This window comes from Cupriavidus sp. GW821-FHT07C08, from assembly GCF_059419025.1.
The window spans coordinates 32904-56697 of record NZ_JBWKQZ010000003.1; the positions used below are offsets into that span (position 1 = coordinate 32904).

Sequence of the window (23794 nt, forward strand, 5' to 3'; positions counted from 1 at the left end):
CTGACCCTTCCCTGCCGCGCGTTCAGCCGCCGTTGTCTTCGGCGGCCTCCGGCGCGTCCGCCGCTTCCGCTGCATTGAGGCCAAGCACCTGCTGCGCGGCCTCGCCCGGCAGCGCTTCCACCGTGCGCAGCTTGCGCGCCATCTGGCGCGTGCGCACTTCAGCCTGCTCGATATTGCGCGCGGCGCGTTCCAGCGTATCGCGGGTCTTGGCCAGCACGTCGCCAAACTTGCCGAACTCGGTCTTGACCGCGCCCAGCACCTCCCACACCTCGCTTGAACGCTTTTCCAGCGCCAGCGTGCGGAAGCCCATCTGCAGGCTGTTCAGCAGCGCGGTCAGCGTGGTCGGCCCGGCCACGGTCACGCGGTAGTCGCGCTGCAGCAGGTCGGTCAGGCCCGGGCGCCGCAGCACCTCGGCATACAAACCCTCAGTCGGCAGGAACAGGATGGCGAAATCCGTGGTCTGGGGCGGCGACAGGTATTTCTCGGCGATGGTCTGGGCCTCGCGCCGCAGCGCCACTTCCAGTTCGCGGCCGAATGCGAGCACGCCGTCCGGGTCGCCCCGCTCCTGCGCGTCCACCAGGCGCTCGTACTGTTCCTTGGGAAACTTGGCGTCGACCGGCAGCCAGACCGGCGCATTGTCGCCACCCGCCGCCTTGCCCGGCAGCCGGATGGCGAACTCCACCCGCGCGCCCGAGTTGCGCACGGTCTCGACATTCTTGCCGTACTGCTCCGGCGTCAGCATCTGCTCCAGCAGCATTTCCAGCTGGACTTCGCCCCAGGTGCCGCGCGACTTCACATTGGTCAGCACCTTCTTCAGGTCGCCCACGCCCTGCGCCAGCACCTGCATCTCGCCCAGGCCGCGGTGCACCTGCTCGAGCCGGTCCGACACCAGCCGGAAGGATTCGCCCAGGCGCTGCTCCAGCGTGGCGTGCAGCTTCTCGTCGACGGTGCGGCGCATTTCCTCCAGCTTGGCGGCGTTGTTGGCCTCGATGTCCTGCAGCTTCTTCTCCAGCGTGGCGCGCACTTCGGCCAGGCGCCGCTCGTTGGCTTCGGACATCTGCGCCAGCTGCTGCTGCAGCCCGTCGCCGAAGCGGCGCAGCGTGCCGGCCTGCTCGTCGCGCGCCTGCTGGCCCTGCAGCATCATGTGCTGGCGCACCTGCTCGAGCTGCTGGGTATTGGTCTCGGTCAGCTTGGCCAGTTGCTGCGCGAAGGTGTCGATCTGGTTGTTCTGCAGCGTGGCGATGCCGGTCAGCTGCGACGACAGCGCCTGCTGGAAGCGCAGCATCTGCTGCGCCGACTCGTCGCGGTTGCCGCGCGCGGCCCCGGCCACTTCGGTGCGCACCTCGCGCTCCAGCCGCTCCATGCCGCGCGCGCTTTCCGCGCGCATGTCGGCCAGTTGCCGGCCAAGCTCGGCCCCCGGCGAGGCAGCCTGCTGGCGCAGCAGGACGATAACCAGCAGGGCGACCGCGAGTAGCGCCACGGCCAGCGTCAGGAACGGAATCAGGGTCATGCAGCAGGAAACAGGTGGATGGCAGGCTTAGCGGCGCCGCGACATGACGTCGGGGTTGATCACGGTGGGCGGATGGCCGGCCTGCGGGCCCTGGTCGAGCGCGGCGATCAGGTTGTCGGCGGCCAGCATCGCCATCGCACGGCGGGTATTCTCGGACGCGCTGGCGATATGCGGCGTGAGCACGACGTTGGGCACCGTCAGCAGGTCCGGATGGACGCCGGGCTCGCCCTCGAACACATCCAGGCCGGCGCCGAAGATGCGCTTGTCGCGCAGCGCCTGCGCCAGCGCGGCGTCGTCGACGATGCCGCCGCGCGCCAGGTTCACCAGCGTCGCGGTCGGCTTCATCAGCGCCAGCTCGGCCGCGCCGATGGCATGATGGCTCTGCGGGCCATAGGGCAGCACCAGCAGCAGGTGGTCGGACTGGCGCAGCAGGTCTTCCTTGCTGACATAGCGCGCGTTGAGCGCGCGCTCGGTGTCCGCCGGCAGCTGGCTGCGGTTGTGGTACAGCACATTCATGCCAAACCCGCTCGCGCGGCGCGCCAGCGCCTGGCCGATGCGGCCCATGCCCAGGATGCCCAGCGTGCTGCCGTACAGGTCCATGCCGACCAGCATGTCGTAGCTCCAGCGCTGCCACTTGCCGGCGCGCAGGTAGTGCTCGGCCTCGGTCACGCGACGCGCGGTGGCCATCAGCAGGGCCCAGCCGAAGTCGGCGGTGGTTTCGGTCAGCACGTCCGGCGTATTGGTGGCGACGATGCCGGCGGCTGTCAGCGCCGGCACGTCCAGGTTGTTGTAGCCGACCGCCATATTGCACACCGCGCGCAGCGCCGGCAGCCCGGCGACCACGTCGCCGTCGATGCGGTCGGCGGCGTTGGCCAGCACGCCGGCCTTGCCCGCCAGGCGCGCCTTCAGCGCGGCGGCGTCCAGCACCGCGTCCTGCTGGTTGTCGTCGACATCGAAATACTGCGCCAGGTGCGCAATGACTTCGGGATAGATGGCGCGGGTGACCAGGACAGACGGCTTCATGGCATCAAACTCGGAAGAAAAGGAAGGTCATGATGACGAACAGCGGCATCAGGAGAATGCCCGAGTACAGCATGTAGCCGAAGAAGCTCGGCATGCGCACGCCGCGGTTCTCGGCAATGGCCTTGACCATCAGGTTGGGAGCATTGCCGATATAGGTATTGGCGCCCATGAACACGGCCCCGGCCGAGATCGCGGCCAGCGTCGAGGCATCGCGCGTCATCAGCGTGGCCGCGTCGCCACCGGCGGTGTTGAAGAACACCAGGTAGGTCGGCGCGTTGTCCAGGAACGAGGACAGCAGGCCGGTGGCCCAGAAGTACATGCTGTCGACCGGCTGGCCGTTGCTGTCGCTGACCGCGCGGATCACGCCGGAGAAAGCGCCGTCCGTGCCGGCCTTGAGCATGGCGATGACCGGGATGATGGTCAGGAAGATGCCGGCAAAGAGCTTGCCGACTTCCAGGATCGGCTCCCAGTTGAATTCATTGCCGGCGCGCGCCGTCTGCGGCGTCACCAGCAGCGACACTACCGCCACCACCACCAGCAGCGCATCGCGCACCGCGGCCTGCAGCGGCACCTCGGTGCCCAGGATGTCGAACGAGATGCCCGGCTTCCACAGTCCGCTCATCAGCACCAGGCCGATCACGGCCAGCAGCAGCACGAAGTTGAATTTCCCTTCGATGGCGATGCCGCCCGAGTCCGGCGTGGGGTCGCTGCGCGGCGGCAGTTCCTCTTCCTTGTTGTGGTAGTAGTGACGGTCGATCACGTAGAACAGCGCCAGCAGCACCGCGCAGATAAAGACCGTCTCCGGGAAGATGTTGCGCATGGTCCAGAAGAAGTCCACGCCCTTCAGGAAGCCCAGGAACAACGGCGGATCGCCCAGCGGCGTCAGCGAGCCGCCGGCATTGGCCACCAGGAAGATAAAGAACACCACCACGTGCGCCACGTGGCGGCGGTTGTCATTGGCGCGCAGCAGCGGCCGGATCAGCAGCATGGCCGCGCCGGTGGTGCCCATGAAGCTGGCCAGCAGCGTGCCCAGCGCCAGGATGCCGGTATTGAGCCCGGGCGTGCCATGCAGGTTGCCGCGCACGCAGATGCCGCCGGCCACGATATACAGCGAGGCGATCAGAACGATGAACGGGATGTACTCCGCCAGCAGCGCGTGCACCGCGCTGGCCACGGCCGCATGGGTGCCGAACGCTGCCGCGAACGGCAGCAGGAACAGCAACCCCCAGCCCGCGGCGATCTTGCCATAGTGGTGGTGCCAGAACTTGGGCGCAACCAGCGGCCACACCGCGATCGACAGCAGGATGCCGGCGAACGGCAGCCCCCACAGCGAGGACAGCGACGCCCCGTCAAGGTCCGCGGCATGGCCGACGGCGGGAAAGGCGGCCAGCGCGGCCAGCAGCGGCAACAGCACGGAGGCACGTCGCATCAGGCAGGATCTCCTCGGGAATGCAGCATTCATTGGCGCACGGCCGGCACGAAGCCGCGGCACGCAGGCAAGCCTGCAAGTGTAATTCATGCACCTCTTGCGCAGGCCTTGCTGCATCAGCGGCGCATCGCATTCCGTGCGGCGCAAGCCGCGGGTTCAGGCCTGGTCGACCAGGATCACATGCACGCGGTACGGGCCATGGGCGCCGAGCACGATGGTCTGCTCGATATCGCCCGTGCGGGAAGGCCCGCTGATGATATTGGTGGCGCGCGGCAGTTCGCCGCGCTCGCTGCGCACCAGCGCAAAGGCGTCTTCCAGGCCGGCGACGATGCGCGAGCGCGGCACCACCGCCACGTGGGTCTCGGGCAGCAGCGCGGCCGAGGCAAAGGTGGCCGGGCCCGACAGCAGCATCAGCGAGCCGGTCTCGGCAATCGCGCAGAAGCAGCCGGTAATGCCGACCAGGTCGCCATGATCGTGGTCGGCCTCGACCTCGCGCACCGGCGGGCGGCATTCCACCGCCAGCCCCGCGGCCTGCCACGGCAGCGGGCCCAGCGCGTCCCACGCCACGGCACGGTGGACCAGGTTCAGGCTGTCGAGAAAGCGCGCTGTGGCGGCGGGCACCTCGTCCATCGTCGCCACGCGGTCTACGGTCGAGGCCATGCGCTGCGCCTGCGCCAGGAAGGCCTCGGCCAGGTCAGCCGCCACCGCCGGGCGCGGGCCCTGTGGGTGGCGCGCCAGGTAGTCGGCCACGGCCTCGCGTTCGCCCGCGCTCGGCCGGGTCGGCCTGCCCTGGGCAGCACGGATGCGGGCAAAGATGCGGTCGCGGGCGTCGTTGATTTCCATAAGGCCTGGCTGGGGGTTGCAAAGCGCGGCGAACGCGCGATGCGCCGATTATAGTGGCGCCCGCCGCGCGCAAAGCATGCGATGGCGGGCGCAAGGTGTTGAATTTTGCTACGCCGCGGGCTGAACCGAGTACACCTGGCGCAGGTAGGACAGGTAGCCAACATCGTCGCACATGGTCTTTTCCGGCGTGTCCGACAGCTTGGCCACCGGCTGCCCGTTGCAGCGCACCATCTTGATCACGATCTGCAGCGGGGTATAGCCCAGGTCGTTGGTCAGGTTGGTGCCAACACCAAAGGCCAGCCGGCATCGGCCATGGAAGCGCTCGTACAGTTCGATCACGCGCGGGATGTCGAGGCTGTCGCTGAAGATCAGCGTCTTGGTGCGCGGGTCGACGCGGTTGGCGGCATAGTGGGCGACCATGCGCTCGCCCCACAGCATCGGGTCGCCGGAATCATGGCGCACGCCGTCGAAGAGCTTGCAGAAATACAGGTCGAAGTCGCGCAGGAAGGCATCGAAGCCGTAGGTATCCGACAGCGCGATGCCCAGGTCGCCGCGGTACTCGCGCGCCCAGCGCTCCAGCGCGTACACCTGCGAATCGCGCAGCCGCGGGCCCAGGGCCTGGCAGGCCTGCAGGTATTCATGCGCCATCGTGCCCAGCGGCACCATATTGTGCAGGCGGGCAAAGTGGACGTTGCTGGTGCCGGCCAGCTGCGGCCCCAGCAGGCGCCGCATGGTCAGCAGCACCTCTTCCTGCCATTCGCGCGAAAAGCGCCGGCGCGTGCCGTAGTCGGCGATCACGCAATCGGCCAGCTCGGGCGTCTTCAGCAAGGCCAGCTTGTGGTCCAGCCGGCGGCGGCCTTCGGCCAGGTCGGGTCTGGGCTGGGTGCGGCGGAAATAGACCTCGTTGACGATGGCCAGGACCGGCACTTCGAACAGGATGGTATGCAGCCACGGGCCGATGATCGAGATCTCGATCTCGCCGTTGCCCTGCGGGGACGGCCGCACCGAGACATATTTCTCGTTCAGGTGGAACAGGCCGAGGAAGTCTACGAAATCGCTCTTGATAAAGCGCAGGCCGCGCAGGTAGGCGAGCTCGTCGTCGGTGAAGCGCAGCTGGCACAGGTGTGCCAGCTCGGTGCGGATCTCATCGATATAGGGCGTCAGGTCGACGCCCGCGTTGCGGCACTTGAAGCGGTATTCCACTTGCGCCTGCGGGAACTGATGCAGCACCACCTGCATCATCGTGAATTTGTACAGGTCGGTGTCGAGCAGAGACGGGATGATCATAGCGGGCCAGACGGCGATGCCGGGTCAGTACATCATGCTAACCGAAGTCTGGCCGCACCCGGCCACTCTTGCCGCTCAACCACCATCGAGGAAGGGCTGTGGCTGCCGCGGCGCCTCCCTGCCCTTTGCCTTGCCCTGCAGGCACCACAGCTGGCGGCCGGCGGTCCCGGGGCACGACACCAGCGTGGCGGCGGCGCGCGGCACCCGCTGCGGCAGCGGCTCGGCAAAGGCGCCGTCGCCGGCCATGATGCGCTCGGTATAGACCTGCGCCCCGGCGCGCTCGAAGCGCAGCACCTGCACCCGGTCGCCCGGCTGCGGCTGCAGTTGCGGCCCGCACGGCATCAGGCCGGCCCGGCCGCAATGGGCGATGGCATCGCCCGCGGGCGAATCGGTCACGCTGAAGTGGTCCCAGTCGAACCCGGTCAGCGCCGGCAGCGCGACCGGCGCGTCAGTGCGCGCGCGCCACGCCACCAGGCGCGATACCACGCTGTCGGCCATGCCCGGCGACTGGACCAGGGTCTGGGCGGCAACGGACCCGATCGGCGCCAGAAATGCCGTCAGCAGCACAGCAATGGGCGCGAAGGTCCGGCACATCGCGGCACTGCGCCGCAGGCTGGCATGGCTGGCAAGGCAAAGCTGGCGTGGCATACGGGTCTCCCGGCACGGATGCAAGTGACTGCTGGCGGCCTTCATCATGCCCGCTCGCGGGCCGACATGCCAGCAGGCCGCCATGCGTTAAATCAAAACTACATAAAGAAATAAGAAAACTATCTGATCCGGCTATATAGACCCGCTATTCTTGCCAGAAGCCTCGGCTACAATATCGCTTTCCGAAAGGCCTCGGCCGGCGCTCGTCCAGCCCATGCTGCCATGCGGCACCATGTGGTAGATGCGGCGCGTCCGCCGGCAAGAAGCGGCCCCACAGTTTCCCATTAAAAGCCGACCTGTTTTCCTGGAACCGAAATGACTCACGTTGTCACCGAATCCTGCATCCGTTGCCGCTACACAGACTGCGTTGACGTGTGTCCGGTCGATTGTTTCCGCGAAGGCCCCAACTTCCTGGCTATCGACCCGGATGAGTGCATCGACTGCGCCGTGTGCGTGGCCGAATGCCCGGTGAACGCCATTTACGCCGAGGAAGACGTGCCGGGCGACCAGCAGCAGTTCATCGACCTGAACGCCGAGCTGGCCCGCAACTGGCCCTCCATCACCAAGACCAAGGCCCCGCTGGCCGAGGCCGAGGAATGGAAGGACGCCACTGACAAGCTGCAATACCTGCAGCGCTGACAGAACAAGAAAGCCGTCCCCACGCGCTTTCCGCAATACCGGGCACAAGCTGCCCACGCAAACGTATCAGGACGAATATGGACTTGAGCATTCCAAATCCCGTCGCCGACACGACCAAGCAGGTCGACGGCGGCAGCCCTGCAGGCGGCCAGCCGCAGGAAATCGATGCGCTGATCGTCGGTGCCGGCCCGGTGGGCCTGTTCCAGGTCTTTGAACTGGGCCTGCTCGAAATCAAGGCACATGTCATCGATTCCCTGAAGGTGGTCGGCGGCCAGTGCGTGGAACTCTATCCGGACAAGCCCATCTACGACATCCCGGCCGTGCCCATCTGCACCGGCCAGGAACTGACCGACAACCTGCTCAAGCAGATCGAGCCGTTCGAGCCCACCTTCCACCTGGGCCAGGAAGTCGCCGTCGTTGAGCGCCGCGAAGACGGCCGCTTCTTCGTCGAGACCTCGCTCGGAACCCGCTTCATCACCAAGACCATCTTCATCGCTGCCGGCGTGGGCTCGTTCCAGCCGCGCACGCTGAAGGTCGAGGGCCTCGACAAGTTCGACGGCAAGCAGCTGTTCTACCGCGTCAAGGACCCGAGCCGCTTCCATGGCCGCAACCTGGTGATCGTCGGCGGCGGTGATTCGGCGCTGGACTGGACGCTGGACCTGGTCGGCAAGGCCGAGTCGGTGGTGATGATTCACCGCCGCGACGGCTTCCGCGCCGCGCCCGCCTCGGTCGCCAAGATGAAGGAACTGTGCGAGCAGCTGGAAATGCAGTTCGTGGTCGGCCAGATCGGGGGCTATGAAGAGAAGGACGGCGTGCTCACCGAGATCAAGGTGACCGGCGCCGACGGCGTGACCCGCCGCATGCCGGTGGATGACCTGCTGGTGTTCTTCGGCCTGTCGCCCAAGCTGGGCCCGATCGCCGAATGGGGCCTGGACCTGGAGCGCAAGCAGATCAAGGTGGACACCGAGAAGTTCGAGACCAATATCCCGGGCATCTTCGCGGTGGGCGACATCAACACCTATCCCGGCAAGAAGAAGCTGATCCTGTCGGGCTTCCACGAGGCCGCGCTGGCCGCGTTCGGTGCCGCGCCGTATATCTTCCCCGAGAAGAAAATCCACATGCAGTACACCACCACCTCGCCGAAGCTGCACAAGATCCTCGGCGTGGATTCGCCGGTGTTCGACTGAGCCGAGCGAGTGCCGCAGAAAAAAACCGCCGCAAGGCGGTTTTTTTCTGGCACAAAGCAAAAACCGTAGCTATAATGCGGCCTCGCTGTTCGACACGATGGCACGAAGCCAGCAGAGATGCCCTTCGCACCGTACGGCAGGCAGCAAGCCGGAAGCTTCCAGACACCTTCTGACAAGAACAAAATGTCGAAAAGGTGTTGACGAAGAAAAGAGAAACTGGCTATAATTTCTTTCTTAGCTGTTCCCCGATAGCTCAGTCGGTAGAGCGACGGACTGTTAATCCGCAGGTCCCTGGTTCGAGCCCAGGTCGGGGAGCCAACCGATACGGAAGCCCGGTGCAAACGCACCGGGCTTTTTCGTTTTGGGCTTCGGCGCAACGCGTCACGGCAGACCGGCTGCCGCAACGCCCTCCCTTCTTCTACATCATTCCTGCAGCGAAGCGCTGGCAACCCTCAGTGCCGCGACAATGGCCTGCGCATTGACCTCGACCCGATGCAGCGGCCCCGCCACCGACAGGCCATAGGTCACGCCACCCATCGTTACCGGCATGGCGATGGCCCCCAGGTCCGGGAACGACTCACCAAAATTCGGATACCAACCCTGCTTCTGCCAGGCCTGCATCATCGCTTCCAGTTCCTGCGCCGAACCGATGGTGCGCGGCGTGCGCGCGGCGAACGACAGGCCTGAGAGCAGCTCGCCGCGTGCGCTGGCCGTCATTGCGCCCAGGATGGCGCGGCCGATTGAATTGACATGCGCGTCGCGCAGCTCGCCCGGCGCGGCGATATAGCGCACCGGATTGGCGGATTCGCGCGCCTCCAGGTACAGCACGCGCCCGTCGTCCTGCAGCTTGCCGAAGATCACGGTCTCGCCGGTGGTGTCGCGCAGCGATTCCAGCACCGGCTGCACGCGCTCCAGCAGCGGGTCGTTGCGCGCGATGCGCTGGGCGATATCGAGCAGCCGGCGCGTCGGGTAGTAGCCCTGGCGGCGTCCGGTCTCGTACAGGTAGCCCAGCGAGGCCAGCGTGCGGATCAGCCCCAGGCAGCTCGACATCGGCGCGCCCAGCAGCCTGGCCAGCTCGGTCAGCGTCAGCGAGCGCCCTTCGCGCGCATAGATCTCCATGATCTCGATCACGCGCAGCGCCGTCTTGACGCTGGCGTAGCCGGACTTCTCCGCTGCTTCGTTTTCTGCCATCGTAGGCTTCCTCGACTTCCGTATCTGTTGGCCGGGATTGTACGCGGCGGAGTCGGCCGGCATGGCGCGTCAGCCGCCCTCCGCGCCGTCTGGCCCGGGCAACGCCTGCGGCCAGCTGCGGATATTGCCGGGCGTGCGCGAGAAGCGCGTCGGGATGCCGACCCCGCGCAGGCGGCCTTCGCTGGGATGGTCGTATTCGAACATCATGCCGGTGGCGCGCAGGTGCGGATCGTCGGCCAGGCTGTCGAAATGCGGCACTTCGCTGTGTGGGATATCGGCGTCGCGCAGCAGGTCCAGCCATTCGGCCGTGGTGCGCTGCGCGACGATCTCGGCCAGCGTGGCGTAGAGCGCGTCGATATTGGCGCTGCGCGCGGCCGGGGTGGCATAGCGCCGATCATGCGCCAGTTCCGCATGGCCTGACACATCAAAAAAGCGCAGCCATTGGGCGCTGGTATAGGGCAGCAGCGCAATATGGCCGTCGCGCGTGCGATAGGGCTTGCGGTGCGCCGACATCACGCGCGGATACCCGGCCGGCCCGAGCGGCGGGATGAAGGTCTGCCCGGCCAATTGCTCGGTGGCGAGGAAGGACACCAGCGTCTCGAACATCGGCACCTCGATGGCCTGGCCCTGGCCGGAGCGCTCGCGCTCGTACAGCGCCATCGGGATCGCGTAAGCGACGGTCAGCCCGGCCACCTTGTCGGCCAGGATGGTGTTGACGTACTGCGGGCCTTCGTTCGAGTTCGCCCCCTGGAACTGCGCCATGCCGCTGCGCGCCTGGATGATGTCGTCGAATGCCGGCGCGCCCGCGTAGGGACCCTCCTCCGAATAGCCGTAAGCGCCGCAGTAGATCAGCCGCGGATGGTCCGCGCGCAGCGACGCATAGTCCAGCCCAAGTTTGAGCAGCGACTGCGGCCGCACGTTGGAGACAAAGACATCGGCCGTGGCGATCAGGGCTTTCAGCGCGGCGAGGTCGTCGGGCTGCTTCACGTCCAGCACCACGAACTGCTTGTTGCGGTTCAGGTTCAGGAAGCTGGCGCCCATGGCCGCGTGCCGCGCCGGCTCGGCATGGCGGAACACATCGCCGGCGGGCGGCTCGACCTTGATGACTTCGGCGCCCATGTCGCCGAGGATCTGCGTGGCATACGGCCCCATCGCGACCGAGGTCATGTCGATCACGCGGATGCCGGCCAGCGGCCCGGTGGCCGCCCTCGCCTGCGCTTGCTCTGCTTGCATCGTCGCTGTTCCATAAAATCTGCTCAAAGTTGAGCATTGGATTTATCCGCACTTCGTTGACGCGGCTTGCGCCGCCCAACTGAAGCCACCTGACGCTCAGTTGCGCCGGAGGAGCGCGCGAGCAGAATCTGCTTCACCTGGAGGTGAGGCATGTACCGGGTGATTTCCGGGTCGTGAATCCTGTTCCGCACGTTCCGCGCAGCATTGGTGTCCGCCTGAAGAACGTCCCCGTTGGCACGGTAAAATTTGTCGCCCTCGCGCTTGCCTTCCAGCAAGCCCGAGAACGAGTCCATTTGCGACGTGTAGGCGGCGTTGACGACGACGTGCGTCGCTCCACGCTGCGTGCAAACTTCATCGAGCGCTTGAGCCAGTACACCCCTGGCCCATGCGCTCATGCGGCGGTTGTAGTTCCGCCACTGACTCTTCCCCTTGATGGGGGACGTCAGATCTTCCGAACCGACCATTGCCGCCTTGTCCACGATGGTATGGGCGGACTGGTAGGCAATCGTGCGCAACCGCTGCTTCGTGCGGTCCCTGCGCGCCTGCAGTTTCACGCGTCCGAGGTTGCACTTCCTGATGCGCTCGGCCTTGGCGATGCGACCGGCTTTGCGATGGGCTTTTTCAAGGGCATGCAGCCGGTTTCGTGCTTTGCCGGTCTTCGAAACCTGGTCGCTGAAAGCGCTCAGCACGGCGCCGAAGGTCTGCCCATGATGCTCGCCATCTGAATCGGCGAAGGCCTCGGTATAGCCTTTGTCGACACCAATTTCCCCCGAACCGCAGGGGCGCCCGTGGGCCTTCGCAGTAGCGTAGTGGATTTCGACCGCGTCACCCTTGACGATCACACGCAGGTTGCAACCCGTGAGGTCCACGTTCTTGCCGTTGCTGTTCGTCAGGAGCTCGATCCGAGGGCCATATTGCCTGGCGATGTGTATGGTGATGACCAGGTGCCCGTCTCTGACGCGGCTCTCATGCTTGTCCGAGCGGACGATGAACTGATTGTCGCAACTCGAAACGCCGTGCCGAAAGTACTTGCGCATCATCCGGTGCAGGTACTTGTCTTCGAGCCACTTGTCACGTTTGAGCAGGGTATAGAGCCGCTTTCGCTCTGCTTCGTCGGAGCTCCGCTTCGCGATGGCTTGTCGCACCTTCGCGCATGCGGCCGCCTTGTACGTCAGGATGTCGTTGACGGCATCCTTCGTGGTCTCGGCTCGGATCGTGCCGTCCACCGCGAGCGACGCATACCAGCCGCCAGCAGTCACTTCCTTGCGGATGTCAGCCGCACTCTTGCCCACGTTCCCCAGCGCGCCGTAGCGACGCCAGAGGTCCGCTCGGACGAACGCCGTCGCCCTGCACACCGCGCGAAGCGCAAGCACGCATGAAGACGTCGCATAGAGCGTGCGGGTGACGGTTGTCATTGCAGGATTTCCTTCGGTTCCTTGCTACCCGGATAGTCTTCCTTGATCTGCTTTTTGACCTTGCGCATGCCGTCCAGGCGGCAGGAGAACGTATGGACGATCGCAAGCAGGTCCTCAACCATTTCCTGCTCTGGCGACAGCGATTCCTGATTGACTGCGATGATCTCGCAAAGTTCTCGCGCGCAAGATGGTCGAGCAGGTCGAATCCGAAGCGAACGAGCCTGTCCTTTGTGGGCGATGAGAACTCGCTCAACCTCACCACGCTGGATGCGCTCAATCAGCGCGAGGAAACGCGCCGCCGACTTCCTGAATCCACTCGTCCACAGCAATCGCGCCAGCCCGGCAGTATTCCTCCATCGCCTCCACCTGAGATTGCAAGTCGTCGCGCTGCCCAGCGCTACTGACGCGGCAGTACACGACTGTCGATCGCTTCTCAGGCCCGCCGCCAAGCGTCGCCCGAACATCGGACTCGTCAAAGTATCGATGCCCAGAAGGCAGGCGCTTAGCCACCAGGATGCCCTCGCGCTCCCAGCGGCGCACCGTACTGGGAGCCCGTCCGATGCGCTTTGCGAATTCGTTGATCCGATAGACCTTGCTCATAGCGAGCAATTATAGATACTTCTGAGCAAGAATTGAGTATCAGTTGCTCGCTCCAGCTCAGTACGACTTGGGCAAACCCAGCACGCGCTCGGCGATAAAGCACATGATGAGCTGCGGGCTGACCGGCGCGATGCGCGGGATATAGGACTCGCGCAGCAGCCGCTCGACGCGGTACTCGCGCGAGTAGCCCATGCCGCCCAGCGTCAGGATCGCGGTCTGGCACGCGTTATGGCCGGCCTCGGCGGCGAGGTACTTCGCCGTGTTGGCCTCGGCGCCGCAGGACTGGCCTGCGTCATAGCGCGCGGCGGCCTTGAGCATCATCAGGTTGGCCGATTCCAGCTGCATCCAGGCCTGCGCCAGCGGATGCTGCACGCCCTGGTTCATGCCGATGGGGCGGCCGAACACCACGCGCTCCTTGGCGTACTGCGTGGCGATGGCCAGCGCCGCGCGGCCCAGGCCGATGGCCTCGGCGGCGATCAGGATGCGCTCCGGGTTCAGGCCGTGCAGGATGTATTCGAAGCCCCTGCCCTCTTCGCCAATGCGGTCTTCCTCCGGGATGAACAGGTCGTCGATAAACAGCATGTTGGTATCGACAGCGGCGCGGCCCATCTTGTCGATCTCGCGGATCTCGATCTTGCTGCGGTCAACCCTGGTGTAGAACAGCGACAGCCCTTCGGTCGACTTCTTCACCGACTCCAGCGGCGTGGTGCGCGCCAGCAGCAGCATGCGGTCGGCCACCTGCGCGGTCGAGATCCAGATCTTGCGCCCGCTCACCGAATAGCCGCCCGGCACCTTGCGCGCAAAGGTCTTGAGCTTGGTGGTGTCCAGCCCCGCGTCGGGCTCGGTCACGCCGAAGCAGGCCTTCTCCTGGCCGGCGATCAGCGGCGGCAGGAAGCGGCTCTTCTGTTCGTCAGTACCGAACACCACCACCGGGTTCAGGCCGAACACGTTCATATGCACCGCCGAGGCGCCGGTCATGCCCGCGCCCGACTGCGAGATGGTCTGCATCACCAGCGCCGCTTCCAGGATGCCCAGGCCCGCGCCGCCGAACGCCTCGGGCATCGCCACGCCCAGCCAGCCGCCTTCGCACAGCGTCTTGTAGAACTCGTGCGGATAGGTGCCGGACTTGTCCAGACGGTCCCAGTACTCCATGTCGAACTGCGTGCAGACCTGCTGCACGGCCTCGACGATGGATGCCTGTTCTTCGGAGAGGTCGAAATTCATAGCGTTACCTGACTGATGTCGTTGTCTTGTTCCGTTGCCTGATGGTTGCCTGAAGAACGTCTATTCCGGCTGGATGCCTGCGTCCTTCACCAGCCGCGACCACTTCTGCAGCTCGGCCACGACAAACTGGCTGAGCTCCGCCGGCGTGCTGCCGAACGGCTCGAAGCCCAGCGCGTGGAACTGCGGCGCATGCTGCTTGCTGGTGGCGATGGCAACCAGTTCACGATTGAGCCGCTGCACCACCGGCGCCGGCACGCCGGCCGGCGCGAACACGCCGTTCCATGAGGTCACGTCGAAACCCTTCAGCTCCGGCACGCTCGCCAGCGGCGGCAGGTCGGGCAGCAGCGCGCTGCGCTGCGCGGTGGTCACCGCCAGCGCACGCAGCTTTCCGGCGCGCACGTGGGCGATGCCCGCGGCAAAGTCGACGAACATCGCCTGCACCTGGCCGCCCATGACATCAGTCATCGCCGGCGGCGTGCTCTTGTATGGCACGTGCAGCATGTTCAGCCCGGCCATCTTCGACAGCGTGGCGCCCGAGACGATGCCGGTGCTGTTGCCGCTGGCATAGCTCAAGCCCGGATGCGCCTTGGCATAGTCGATGAACTCACGCAGCGTCTTCACCGGCAGCGCCGGGTTGACCACCAGCATGAACGGCAGGTTGCCCATGCGCGAGACCGGCGTGAAATCCTTGACCGGGTCATAGCGAAGCTGCTTCATCAGCGACGGGTTGGCCGAATGCGTGGTGTTGGTGGTCATGAACAGCGTGTAGCCATCGGCCGGGGCCTTGGCCACGAACTCGGCGGCAATGGTGCCGTTGGCGCCGGGCTTGTTGTCCACCACCACCGGCTGCTGCAGCGCCTCGCCCAGGTACTTGGCGGTCAGGCGGGCCACGGCATCGGTGCCGCTGCCGGCAGCGAACGGCACCACCAGGCGCAGCGGCCTGGACGGGAATTCATCGGCCGACAGCGCCGGGGTGGCGGCCAGCGCCGCGGTGCACCCGAGCACCAGGCTGGCAAAGGCGTTCCTGAAGGACTTCACGGTGGTTGTCTCCTGTCGTTGTTAAATCCCTTGCCGTGACCAGCCGCGTCTTATGCGGGCCGTATCACGCGCTCGGGGGATTCCTCGTATGGCGGGGAATAGATGACCAGAATTTTGGCCGGCTCGTCGCTGACCACGGTGAACACATGCATCTGGTCCGGCGGGAAGAAGCAGCAGTCGCCCGGGCCCAGTTCCTTGCGCTGGCCGCCGACCTCGGCCACGGCGCGGCCTTCCAGCACGTAGCAGACCTGCTCGATGCCGGGATGCGCATGCGGCAGCGCGCCCTTGCCCTTCTCGATGGTGCCGTGGATCACTTCCAGGTGCCGCGAGCCCACGGTCTCGGGCCCGATCAGCCGGCGGTTGAGGGTGCCGACATGGTTGGCGGGGTGGTAACCCTCGACGTCGTCGGTCGAGATGAAATAGACGGGTTGGTCCTGCATGCGGTGCTCCTGCCTGAATTCATGTTTATGAATAACAGTTTATCCCGTTGAATTTACCCGTCAAACGATTTCGACGTCGTTGCGGGTTTACCGGGAGTGGACGCGCGGGGCGAGCGCCAGCCTCACGCGGCGCGTGATCGGCAAAAGAAGTGCTTTTTGAGTGACCCGGCGCTTAGCCGGCGAAGCGGTAGCCCACCCCGATCTCGGTCAGCAGGTAGGCAGGCTGGGCCGGGTCGGCTTCCAGCTTGTGCCGCAGGTGCCCCATGTAGACGCGCAGGTACTGACTGCTGTCGGCATGCGACGGCCCCCACACCTCGCGCAGCAGTTCGCGGTGGGTCATGACCTTGCCGCGATGCGCCAGCAGCACCGCCAGCAGCCGGAACTCGATCGGCGTCAGGTGCACCGGCTCCCCCGCACACGTGACCTGGCGGTTGGCCAGGTCCACGGCAATCTCGCCGAAGGCCACCTGCGCCCGCCCCTGCGCGCCGGCACGCACATGGCGGCGCAGCAGCACGCGCAGGCGCGCCACCAGCTCGCCCACGCCGAAGGGCTTGGTCAGGTAGTCATCGGCGCCGGCGTCGAGCGCGCGGATCTTCTCGGCCTCGCCGGTGCGCGCCGACAGCACCAGCACCGGCACTTCGGTCCAGGTGCGCAGGTCGCCGATCATCGATACGCCGTCACCATCGGGCAGCCCCAGGTCCAGGATCACCAGGTCCGGCTGGCGCGTGCCGGCCTCGATCAGTCCGCGCTGCAGCGATCCGGCCTCGTGCACGGTGCAGCCCTCGTCCTGCAGCGCCGCGCGCACGAAGCGGCGGATATGGGGCTCGTCTTCCACCAGCAGCACCGTGGGCGAAAACTCGAATGGCATGACGCGTCGGATCCTTGAAAGGTTGTCGGGTTCAGGCCGGCAAGCCGGCCGCTTCCGGTTCCAGCACCGGAGGGTTGCCGCGCGGCAGCGTGACCACGAAGCGCGCGCCGGTGCCCTGGCCCTGCGCCTGCGCATGCACCGGCTCGACGCGGATGCTGCCGCCATGCGCCTGCACGATGGCCTCGCACACGGCCAGCCCCAGGCCCACCCCGGTGGTGGCCGACTCGCGCTCGCCGCGGGTGAATTTCTCGAACACCTGCCGCGCCATCGCCGCCGGCACGCCGGGGCCGTCGTCCTCGACGACCAGGTGCACGGCGTCACCGGAGACCTCGCCGCGCACGCGGATCTCGGTGCCCGGCGCGGTGTACTTGGCCGCATTCTCCAGCAGGTTGCACAGCACGCGCTCCATCAGCACGCCATCGCATTCCACCAGCGGCAGCGCCGACAGGTCGGCCACCACCACGCGGTGCCGCGCCAGCGCATCGCGCAGCGACGCCAGCGCCGCGCCGGCCAGCTCTTCGAACGACTGCCATTCCTTGCGCAGCGCCACACTGCGGCTTTGCAGCCGCGCCATGTCGAGCAGGTTGGCCACCATGGCGTGCATGCGGCGCGCCTGGTCGCGCATGGCGCCGACGGTCTCGGCCACCTCCGGCGCCAGCGGCGGCGTGCCGCGCTGCAGGGTCTCGGCCATGCCGATCAGGCTGGTCAGCGGCGTGCGCAGGTCGTGCGACACCGCGGCCAGCAGCGAACTGCGCAGGCGCTCGGACTCCATCGTCAGCAGCGCCTGCTGCGCCACCTCGACATAGTGCAGCCGCTCGATCGCAATCGCGATCAGCGTGGCAAAGACATCGACCTGGCGCCGCAGCGCGGGCTGCGCAAACGCGCGCCAGGTGCGCGGCTCCACTGCCAGCACGCCGCGCACCTGCATCGGTGCCTTCAGCGGCAGGTACAGCACCGTGCCGGAAGGCAGCGTGTCGGTGCCGGTGCCGGCCGGCTGGCCGTGGCTGAAGACCCATTGCGCCAGCACGTGGTCGACGGCATCGCTCTGCGCCGCGCCGCCGGCCTCGGGGTCGGTGGCCGCGGGCAGCAGCCGGCCGTCCGCGCCGACCAGGAAAAACGCGGCACGCGCATCGAACGCCGCGCGCAGGAAGCGGCTGCCGATGCCGACGATCTGCGCGTCGGTCAGCGCCGCCGACAGCTCGCGCGCCAGCTCGTACAGCGTGCGCGCATCGGTCTCGCGCTGCACCGATACCTGGGCCTGCTCGCGCAGGCCGGCCGTCAGCTGGCCGATCACCAGCCCGACTGCCAGCATCACCAGGAAGGTCACCAGGTATTGCACGTCGCTGACCGCAAACGACAGCTGTGGCGGCACGAAGAAGAAATCAAACGCCCCCACCGCCACCAGCGAGGCGAACGCCCCCGCGGCGCGTCCGTGGCGCAGCGCCACGCCGGCCACCGCCAGCAGGAACAGCATGGCGATATTGACCAGGTCGAACCACGGCCGCGCCAGCGCCGACAGCGCGGTGGCGCCGGCGCACCAGGCCACCGCCCACAGCAGGCCCGGCCACTGCGCAGGCCGGGCTTGTTCCCGCGGCAGCTCGGTGCCGGGCAGCATGGGCGCATCACCGGGGGTGTCCTGCCGGACGCTGTCGGCCGCCACGCGGATCACGTCGATCTCGGGACACGCCGCAGCCAGCGCATCGGCAAAACTGGTGCGCCCGAACAGCCACGCGCGCGCGCCCAGCCACGGCGCCAGCGCGCGCGCCAGCAGCGCCTGCACGCGGCCGGGCAACGAAGTCCCGCCATCGGTCCAGCGCGCCGGCGTGCGGCCGATCAAGACCTTGGTCAGGTTATGCCGCCGCACATAGCCGGCCACCGCCGCCACCATGTCGCTGCCGGCCAGCGTTTCGGTACGCGCGCCCAGCGCCTCGGCCAGCCGCATGGCTTCGTCGAGCTGCTCGCGCTGGGCGTCGGGCACGGGTGCCAGGCGCGGTACTGACACCGTCACCACATGGCAGTCGCAATCGAGATGCCCGGCCAGCCGGTGCGCGCTGCGCACCACCTGTGCGGCATCGCTGCCGTGGCCGATGCAGGCCAGCACCGCTTCACGCGTGCGCCAGACCGGCTCGATCGAGGCTTCCTGCCGGTAGGCGCGCACGTCGTCGTCGACGCGGTCGGCAGTGCGGCGCAGCGCCAGCTCGCGCAGCGCTATCAGGTTGCCCTTGCGGAAGAAATTCTGCACCGCATGGCGGGCCTGCTCGGGCACGTACACGCGCCCTTCGCGCAGGCGGCGCAGCAGTTCGTCGGCGGGCAGGTCGATCAGCACCACCTCGCCGGCATCGTCGAACACCGCGTCGGGCACGGTCTCGCGCACGCGGATGCCGGTGATGCCGGCCACCGCCTCGTTCAGGCTGTCCAGGTGCTGGACGTTGACCGTGGTCCAGACATCGATGCCGGCCGACAGCAGTTCGCCGATGTCCTGCCAGCGCTTGGGGTGGCGGCTGCCGGGCGCGTTGCTGTGCGCCAGCTCATCCACCAGGATCAGTGCAGGCCGGCGTGCCAGGGCCGCATCGAGATCGAATTCCTGCAGCGTGCGGCCGCGGTAGTCGACGCGGCGCAATGGCACACGCTCGATGCCTTCGGCCAGCGCCTCGGTTTCGGCGCGGCCATGGGTTTCGACCACGCCCACCACCACGTCGCCGCCCTGCTCGCGCTGCGCGCGCGCCGCGGCCAGCATGGCGAAGGTCTTGCCGACGCCGGCCGAAGCGCCGAAATAGATGCGCAGGCACCCGCGCGCGGCGCGTTCGCCGGCGGCCTGCATGCGCTGCAGCAGGTGGTCGGGGTCGGGGCGGGGATCGTCGGGTTGGCGCGGTTCAAGCATGATGGGCGCGCTTGGCTCGCAGTGGCGGGAGCGCAGCCAGATTGTGCCACGCAGGCTGCGACATAAAGTGCGCCAAAATAGACTAACGACGATTTCCGACGCTGCGCCCCACGCGCGCATTGCACTACATTCTTGACAGTGCCGTCGTATACATGCCATAGTTACGGGCGTATAGCATTCATGGAAACCGGTACTGTCAGGCTCCAGTTGTATAGGACCTGGCGCTATCACCCCTGACACTGGTTGCACGGACTGAAACGTCCACATCTTTCAGGTTCGCGGGGGCGCACCAGGGCATTAGCCCGGCGTGCAATACCAGTCGCTCCGGCGACCGCAGTTTCCCCCCGTGTGAACCAGCCGCTCCTTGCGGCAATCCCCTAAAGGACTGAATTGACTAAGATCGTCTTGAAACCCGGTGAGCCCGTTGAAGTTGCGATGCGGCGTTTCCGTCGCGCCATTCTGCAGACTGGCCTGATCGTTGAACTCAAGAGCCGCACCGCTTACGAGAAGCCGACGACCGAGCGCAAGCGCAAGAAGAAGGCCGCCGAAGCACGTCTGCGCAAGCGCCTGCGCATGCAGATGCTGCCGAAGAAGATGTACTAATCCAGTACGCTTCGCCGCCTGGCACCGCCAGGCAAGAAAAACCGCCAGTTCGCTGGCGGTTTTTTTATGCCCGCGCGTCACGCTGCCCCCTACACTTTGCGGCCGCGGCTTTTGCTGCACTGCGCCACCTGAGCGTTGCGCCGATGACCGGCATAATGGCGGATATTGCGCCCGTGCGGCGCCACACCGGACCCTGCCTTGACTGCCATCCTAGAGTTGCGCAAGGTGCGCAAGCAATACGGCGACACGGTCGTGGTCGACGACCTCGATCTCCAGGTATTTCGCGGCCAGTGCTTCGGCCTGCTGGGCCCCAACGGCGCCGGCAAGACCACCACGCTGCGCCTGCTGCTGGGCCTGACCACGCCCATGGCCGGCACGCTCACGCTGTGCGGTGAGCCCATCCCCGAGCGCGCGCCGCAGGCGCGCATGCGCGTGGGCGTGGTGCCGCAGTTCGACAACCTCGACCCGGATTTCTCGGTGATCGAGAACCTGCGCATCTTCGGGCGCTACTTCGGGCTGTCGTCGGCCGAGATCGAGCGGCGCGTGCCGATGTTGCTGGAATTCGCCCGGCTGGAAAACCGCGCCGATGCCCAGGTGCGCGACCTCTCCGGCGGCATGCGCCGGCGCCTGACCGTGGCACGCGCGCTGATCAACGACCCTGACCTGCTGGTGATGGACGAGCCCACCACCGGCCTGGACCCGCAGGCGCGCCACCTGATCTGGGAGCGCCTGAAGTCGCTGATGGCCAGCGGCAAGACCATCCTGCTGACCACGCACTTCATGGAAGAGGCCGAACGACTGTGCAACTACCTGTGCGTGATCGACGGCGGCCGCAAGATTGCCGAAGGCAAGCCGCATGAGCTGATCGACAGCCAGATCGGCTGCGATGTGGTCGAGGTCTATGGCGATGAACTGGACACGCTGCGCGGCAGCCTGACGCCGCTGGCGCAACGTACTGAAATGAGCGGCGAGACGCTGTTCTGCTATGTGCGCGAGCCCGCCCCGCTGTTGGCGGCGCTGCACGGCAGGAACGGCGTGCGCTACCTGCACCGCCCGGCCAACCTGGAGGACGTGTTCCTCAAGCTGACCGGCCGCGAGATGCGGGACTGAACCGAGGGACTGACATGAGCGAACAGGATCCCCGCGCGGATACCACCGATACTGCCCCCGCGGCCGCTGGCGGCCACGCCGCCGCGGCACCGCGCCAGCGCTATCCGCAGCCGCTGCTGCCGCGCAACCTGCGCAACTGGATGATGGTCTGGTACCGCAACTACATGGTGTGGAAGAAGCTGGCCATCCCGTCGATGATCGGCAACCTCGCCGACCCCATGATCTACCTGTTCGGCCTCGGCCTCGGGCTGGGGCTGATGGTGGGCCAGGTCAACGGCGTGTCGTATATCGCCTTCCTGGCCGCCGGCACCACCGCGTCCAGCGTGATGATGTCGGCCAGCTTCGAGTCGATGTATTCAGCGTTCTCGCGCATGCACGTGCAGCGCACCTGGGAGGCGATCATGCATGCCCCGCTGACGCTGGGCGACGTGGTGCTGGGCGAGATCGCCTGGGCCGCCAGCAAGGCGGTGCTGTCCGGGCTGGCCATCATGCTGGTGGCGGGCGCGCTCGGCTATGCGCAGATGCCCGGCGCGCTGCTGGCGCTGCCGGTGATCGTGCTGGCCGGCATTGCCTTTGCCGCACTGGCGATGATCGTCACCGCGCTGGCGCCCAGCTACGACTTCTTCATGTTCTACCAGACCCTGGTGATGACGCCGATGCTGCTGCTGTCCGGCGTGTTCTTCCCGCTGGAACAGTTGCCCGAAGGCGTGCAGGCAGCCACCAAGGTACTGCCGCTGGCGCATGCAGTGGCGCTGATCCGGCCGCTGATGCTGGGCCGTCCGTCGGAGGATGTCGGCCTGCACCTGGCGGTGCTGGGCGCCTATGCAGTGGTGGCGCTGGTGGTGTGCCTCGTGCTGCTGCGGCGCCGGCTGCTGCGCTAAGACTGCCGCATGCCGGGCCTCAGGCGCTGCCCGCCAGCTTGAGCCCGGCAATTCCGCACACGATCAGGCCGATGCAGGCCAGCCGCGGCCGCGGTGGCGGGCTCATTCAAGAGTATGATGCCGAGGCCCGATCGCCCACACCACCTCGAACAGCCCTGCCAGGGCCAGCAGTGTCCATGCCATTTCGATTTCTCGGATTACGTCGTAACGTGCGCAACGATAGCGGAGATTCCGCCCCCTTGCAGCGCACCGTCCTGGCGCTGGCGGCCGCATGCGCCACGGCGTCGCTGGCCGGTTGCATGGTGATGGCGGTGGGCAGTGCCGCGGTGTCGACGGTGGCCACCGTCGGATCAGCCGCCGTCAGCGTGGCGACGACCGCCGTCGGCACCACCTACGACCTCACGGCCGCAGGCGTGAAGGCCGTGGCCGGCAGCGACGAACCCGCGCCGCCCCCGTCGCCACAACCAGCACAGCCACCACAGCCGGCGCAGTAAGCCCTCAGTCGCCCAGGCCGCGCAGCAGGTCGGCCTTCAGGTCCTCGACCGACTCCAGTCCCACCGCCAGGCGGATCAGCCCTTCGCCCACGCCCGCGGCCGCCTTGGCCTCGGGGCTCACGCGCGCGTGCGTGGTGGTGTACGGGTGCGTGATGGTGGTGCGGGTGTCGCCCAGGTTGCCGGTGATCGAGCACAGCCGGGTGTTGTCGATCACGCGCCAGGCATTGGCGCGCTGCTGCTCGGGCGTGGCGCCCTTCAGTTCGAACGACACGATCGCGCCGCCGCCGCTTTGCTGGCGCATGGCGATCTCGTGCTGCGGGTGCGACTTCAGCGCGGGGTGGAACACACGCGCCACCGCGGGGTGCGATTCCAGGAACTGCGCCAGCGCCAGCGCGCTGGCCGAATGGCGTTCCATGCGGATCGCCAGCGTCTCCATGCCCTTGAGCAGCACCCAGGCGTTGAATGCCGACAGCGTCGGGCCGGCGGTGCGCACGAACGGGAACACCTTGCCCATGATGAAGTCGTGCGTGCCCAGCACCGCGCCGCCCAGGACGCGGCCCTGGCCGTCGATATGCTTGGTGGCCGAATGCACCACGATGTCGGCACCGAACTTCATCGGCTGCTGCAGCGCCGGCGAACAGAAGCAGTTGTCGACCACCAGCAGCGCGTTCGCGTTGTGCGCGATGTCGGCCACGGCGGCAATGTCGGCCACTTCGGTCAGCGGGTTCGAGGGCGTTTCCAGGAAGAACAGTTTCGTGTTCGGGCGCACCGCGGCACGCCACGCGTTCAGGTCGCTCGGGTCGACGAAGGTGGTCTCGACGCCGAACTTCGAGAAGATATTGCCGAACAGCGTCATGGTCGAGCCGAAGATCGCGCGCGAGCTGACCAGGTGGTCGCCCGCCTGCATCGACGACAGCACCACCGACAGGATCGCGCTCATGCCCGAGGCGGTGGCCATGCAGGCCTGCGCGCCTTCCAGCGCGGCCAGGCGCGACTGGAACATCGACACCGTGGGGTTGGTGAAGCGCGAGTAGGTGAAGCCCTCTTCCGAGTTGGCGAAGCGTTCGGCGGCCTCGGCCGCGCTGTTGAAGCAGAAGCTCGAGGTCAGGTAGATGGCCTCGGAGTGCTCCATGAATTCGCTGCGCAGCGTGCCGGCGCGCACGCCGAGGGTGTCGATGCCGAGCGATTCGGGGTTGAGCGGTTCGTTCATGCTGGTGGGGCGCGGTCGTACCCGCGCGAATGCGATGGTT

General features: G+C 66.8%; 21 protein-coding genes, 1 tRNA gene and 1 pseudogene. 7 read left to right on the plus strand and 16 right to left on the minus strand.

Features of this window, described 5'->3' with window-relative positions; translation table 11 throughout:
- Nucleotides 1-22 precede the first annotated feature (22 nt).
- The 6 genes from AC07UK_RS05360 to AC07UK_RS05385 form a co-directional block, all read right to left on the minus strand.
- Nucleotides 23-1510: a DNA recombination protein RmuC gene (locus AC07UK_RS05360; protein ID WP_316150753.1), complete on the minus strand. Its 1488-nt coding sequence runs from the start codon at nt 1508-1510 to the stop codon at nt 23-25.
- A 27-nt stretch (nt 1511-1537) separates the two neighbouring features.
- A complete protein-coding gene (locus AC07UK_RS05365; protein WP_494687467.1) occupies nt 1538-2533 on the minus strand; it encodes a 2-hydroxyacid dehydrogenase in 996 nt (331 codons plus the stop codon).
- A gap of 4 nt (nt 2534-2537) precedes the next feature.
- Entirely contained in the window at nt 2538-3962 is a 1425-nt protein-coding gene (locus AC07UK_RS05370; RefSeq protein ID WP_436222218.1) for a sodium:proton antiporter, read from the minus strand.
- Between the two features lie 156 nt (nt 3963-4118).
- Entirely contained in the window at nt 4119-4805 is a 687-nt protein-coding gene (locus AC07UK_RS05375; RefSeq protein WP_494687466.1) for a LutC/YkgG family protein, read from the minus strand.
- Between the two features lie 108 nt (nt 4806-4913).
- Nucleotides 4914-6092 carry a nicotinate phosphoribosyltransferase gene (pncB, locus tag AC07UK_RS05380; protein WP_436222220.1) on the minus strand — a complete coding sequence of 393 codons (1179 nt, stop codon included), beginning with the start codon at nt 6090-6092 and terminating at the stop codon, nt 4914-4916.
- 75 nt (nt 6093-6167) lie between these two features.
- Nucleotides 6168-6740 (minus strand): hypothetical protein, encoded by a 573-nt coding sequence (locus AC07UK_RS05385; RefSeq protein WP_494687465.1) that lies wholly within the window; start codon nt 6738-6740, stop codon nt 6168-6170.
- Nucleotides 6741-7055: 315 nt separating this feature from the next.
- On the opposite strand from AC07UK_RS05385, the gene fdxA reads away from it, so the two are divergent.
- The 3 genes from fdxA to AC07UK_RS05400 all read left to right on the plus strand — a co-directional run bounded on the left by fdxA (nt 7056) and on the right by AC07UK_RS05400 (nt 8884).
- Nucleotides 7056-7379: a ferredoxin FdxA gene (fdxA, locus tag AC07UK_RS05390; RefSeq protein ID WP_010814656.1), complete on the plus strand. Its 324-nt coding sequence runs from the start codon at nt 7056-7058 to the stop codon at nt 7377-7379.
- 77 nt (nt 7380-7456) lie between these two features.
- Nucleotides 7457-8566: an NAD(P)/FAD-dependent oxidoreductase gene (locus AC07UK_RS05395; protein ID WP_013957391.1), complete on the plus strand. Its 1110-nt coding sequence runs from the start codon at nt 7457-7459 to the stop codon at nt 8564-8566.
- 242 nt (nt 8567-8808) lie between these two features.
- Nucleotides 8809-8884: transfer RNA gene (locus AC07UK_RS05400), tRNA-Asn, on the plus strand.
- 105 nt (nt 8885-8989) lie between these two features.
- On the opposite strand, the gene AC07UK_RS05405 is transcribed toward AC07UK_RS05400, so the two are convergent.
- The 9 genes and pseudogenes from AC07UK_RS05405 to AC07UK_RS05445 all read right to left on the minus strand — a co-directional run bounded on the left by AC07UK_RS05405 (nt 8990) and on the right by AC07UK_RS05445 (nt 19456).
- Nucleotides 8990-9757, minus strand: a complete 768-nt coding sequence (locus AC07UK_RS05405) for an IclR family transcriptional regulator (RefSeq protein WP_494687464.1) — start codon at nt 9755-9757, stop codon at nt 8990-8992.
- A 69-nt stretch (nt 9758-9826) separates the two neighbouring features.
- A complete protein-coding gene (locus tag AC07UK_RS05410; protein ID WP_494687463.1) occupies nt 9827-10990 on the minus strand; it encodes a CaiB/BaiF CoA transferase family protein in 1164 nt (387 codons plus the stop codon).
- 23 nt (nt 10991-11013) lie between these two features.
- Nucleotides 11014-12405, minus strand: coding sequence for a nuclease/transposase family protein (locus AC07UK_RS05415; protein ID WP_494687462.1), 1392 nt, complete (start codon nt 12403-12405; stop codon nt 11014-11016).
- Nucleotides 12402-13005, minus strand: a pseudogene (locus tag AC07UK_RS05420) (IS607 family transposase). Before AC07UK_RS05420 ends, AC07UK_RS05415 begins: the two are co-directional and overlap by 4 nt.
- 57 nt (nt 13006-13062) lie before the next feature.
- Nucleotides 13063-14229, minus strand: a complete 1167-nt coding sequence (locus tag AC07UK_RS05425; protein ID WP_494687461.1) for an acyl-CoA dehydrogenase family protein — start codon at nt 14227-14229, stop codon at nt 13063-13065.
- A 60-nt stretch (nt 14230-14289) separates the two neighbouring features.
- Nucleotides 14290-15267 carry a Bug family tripartite tricarboxylate transporter substrate binding protein gene (locus AC07UK_RS05430; protein WP_494687460.1) on the minus strand — a complete coding sequence of 326 codons (978 nt, stop codon included), beginning with the start codon at nt 15265-15267 and terminating at the stop codon, nt 14290-14292.
- A gap of 50 nt (nt 15268-15317) precedes the next feature.
- Nucleotides 15318-15707 carry a cupin domain-containing protein gene (locus tag AC07UK_RS05435; protein WP_013957396.1) on the minus strand — a complete coding sequence of 130 codons (390 nt, stop codon included), beginning with the start codon at nt 15705-15707 and terminating at the stop codon, nt 15318-15320.
- A 172-nt stretch (nt 15708-15879) separates the two neighbouring features.
- The gene (gene kdpE / locus AC07UK_RS05440; RefSeq protein ID WP_436222225.1) at nt 15880-16575 is read right to left on the minus strand and encodes a two-component system response regulator KdpE; all 696 of its coding nucleotides are present in this window, start codon (nt 16573-16575) and stop codon (nt 15880-15882) included.
- A gap of 31 nt (nt 16576-16606) precedes the next feature.
- Entirely contained in the window at nt 16607-19456 is a 2850-nt protein-coding gene (locus AC07UK_RS05445; protein WP_436222226.1) for a DUF4118 domain-containing protein, read from the minus strand.
- Nucleotides 19457-19846: 390 nt separating this feature from the next.
- Here AC07UK_RS05445 and rpsU point away from each other — a divergent pair, with 390 nt between their 5' ends.
- The 4 genes from rpsU (at nt 19847) to AC07UK_RS05465 (ending at nt 22544) form a co-directional block, all read left to right on the plus strand.
- Nucleotides 19847-20059 (plus strand): 30S ribosomal protein S21, encoded by a 213-nt coding sequence (gene rpsU / locus AC07UK_RS05450; protein ID WP_010814647.1) that lies wholly within the window; start codon nt 19847-19849, stop codon nt 20057-20059.
- Between the two features lie 198 nt (nt 20060-20257).
- Nucleotides 20258-21169: a nodulation factor ABC transporter ATP-binding protein NodI gene (nodI, locus tag AC07UK_RS05455; protein ID WP_026200447.1), complete on the plus strand. Its 912-nt coding sequence runs from the start codon at nt 20258-20260 to the stop codon at nt 21167-21169.
- Nucleotides 21170-21183: 14 nt separating this feature from the next.
- Nucleotides 21184-22050 (plus strand): ABC transporter permease, encoded by an 867-nt coding sequence (locus tag AC07UK_RS05460; protein ID WP_114132420.1) that lies wholly within the window; start codon nt 21184-21186, stop codon nt 22048-22050.
- 239 nt (nt 22051-22289) lie between these two features.
- Nucleotides 22290-22544 (plus strand): hypothetical protein, encoded by a 255-nt coding sequence (locus AC07UK_RS05465; RefSeq protein WP_436222227.1) that lies wholly within the window; start codon nt 22290-22292, stop codon nt 22542-22544.
- Between the two features lie 4 nt (nt 22545-22548).
- Here the strand turns inward: AC07UK_RS05465 and AC07UK_RS05470 are convergent, their stop codons facing one another.
- The gene (locus AC07UK_RS05470; protein ID WP_494687459.1) at nt 22549-23754 is read right to left on the minus strand and encodes an O-succinylhomoserine sulfhydrylase; all 1206 of its coding nucleotides are present in this window, start codon (nt 23752-23754) and stop codon (nt 22549-22551) included.
- Nucleotides 23755-23794: the final 40 nt, after the last annotated feature.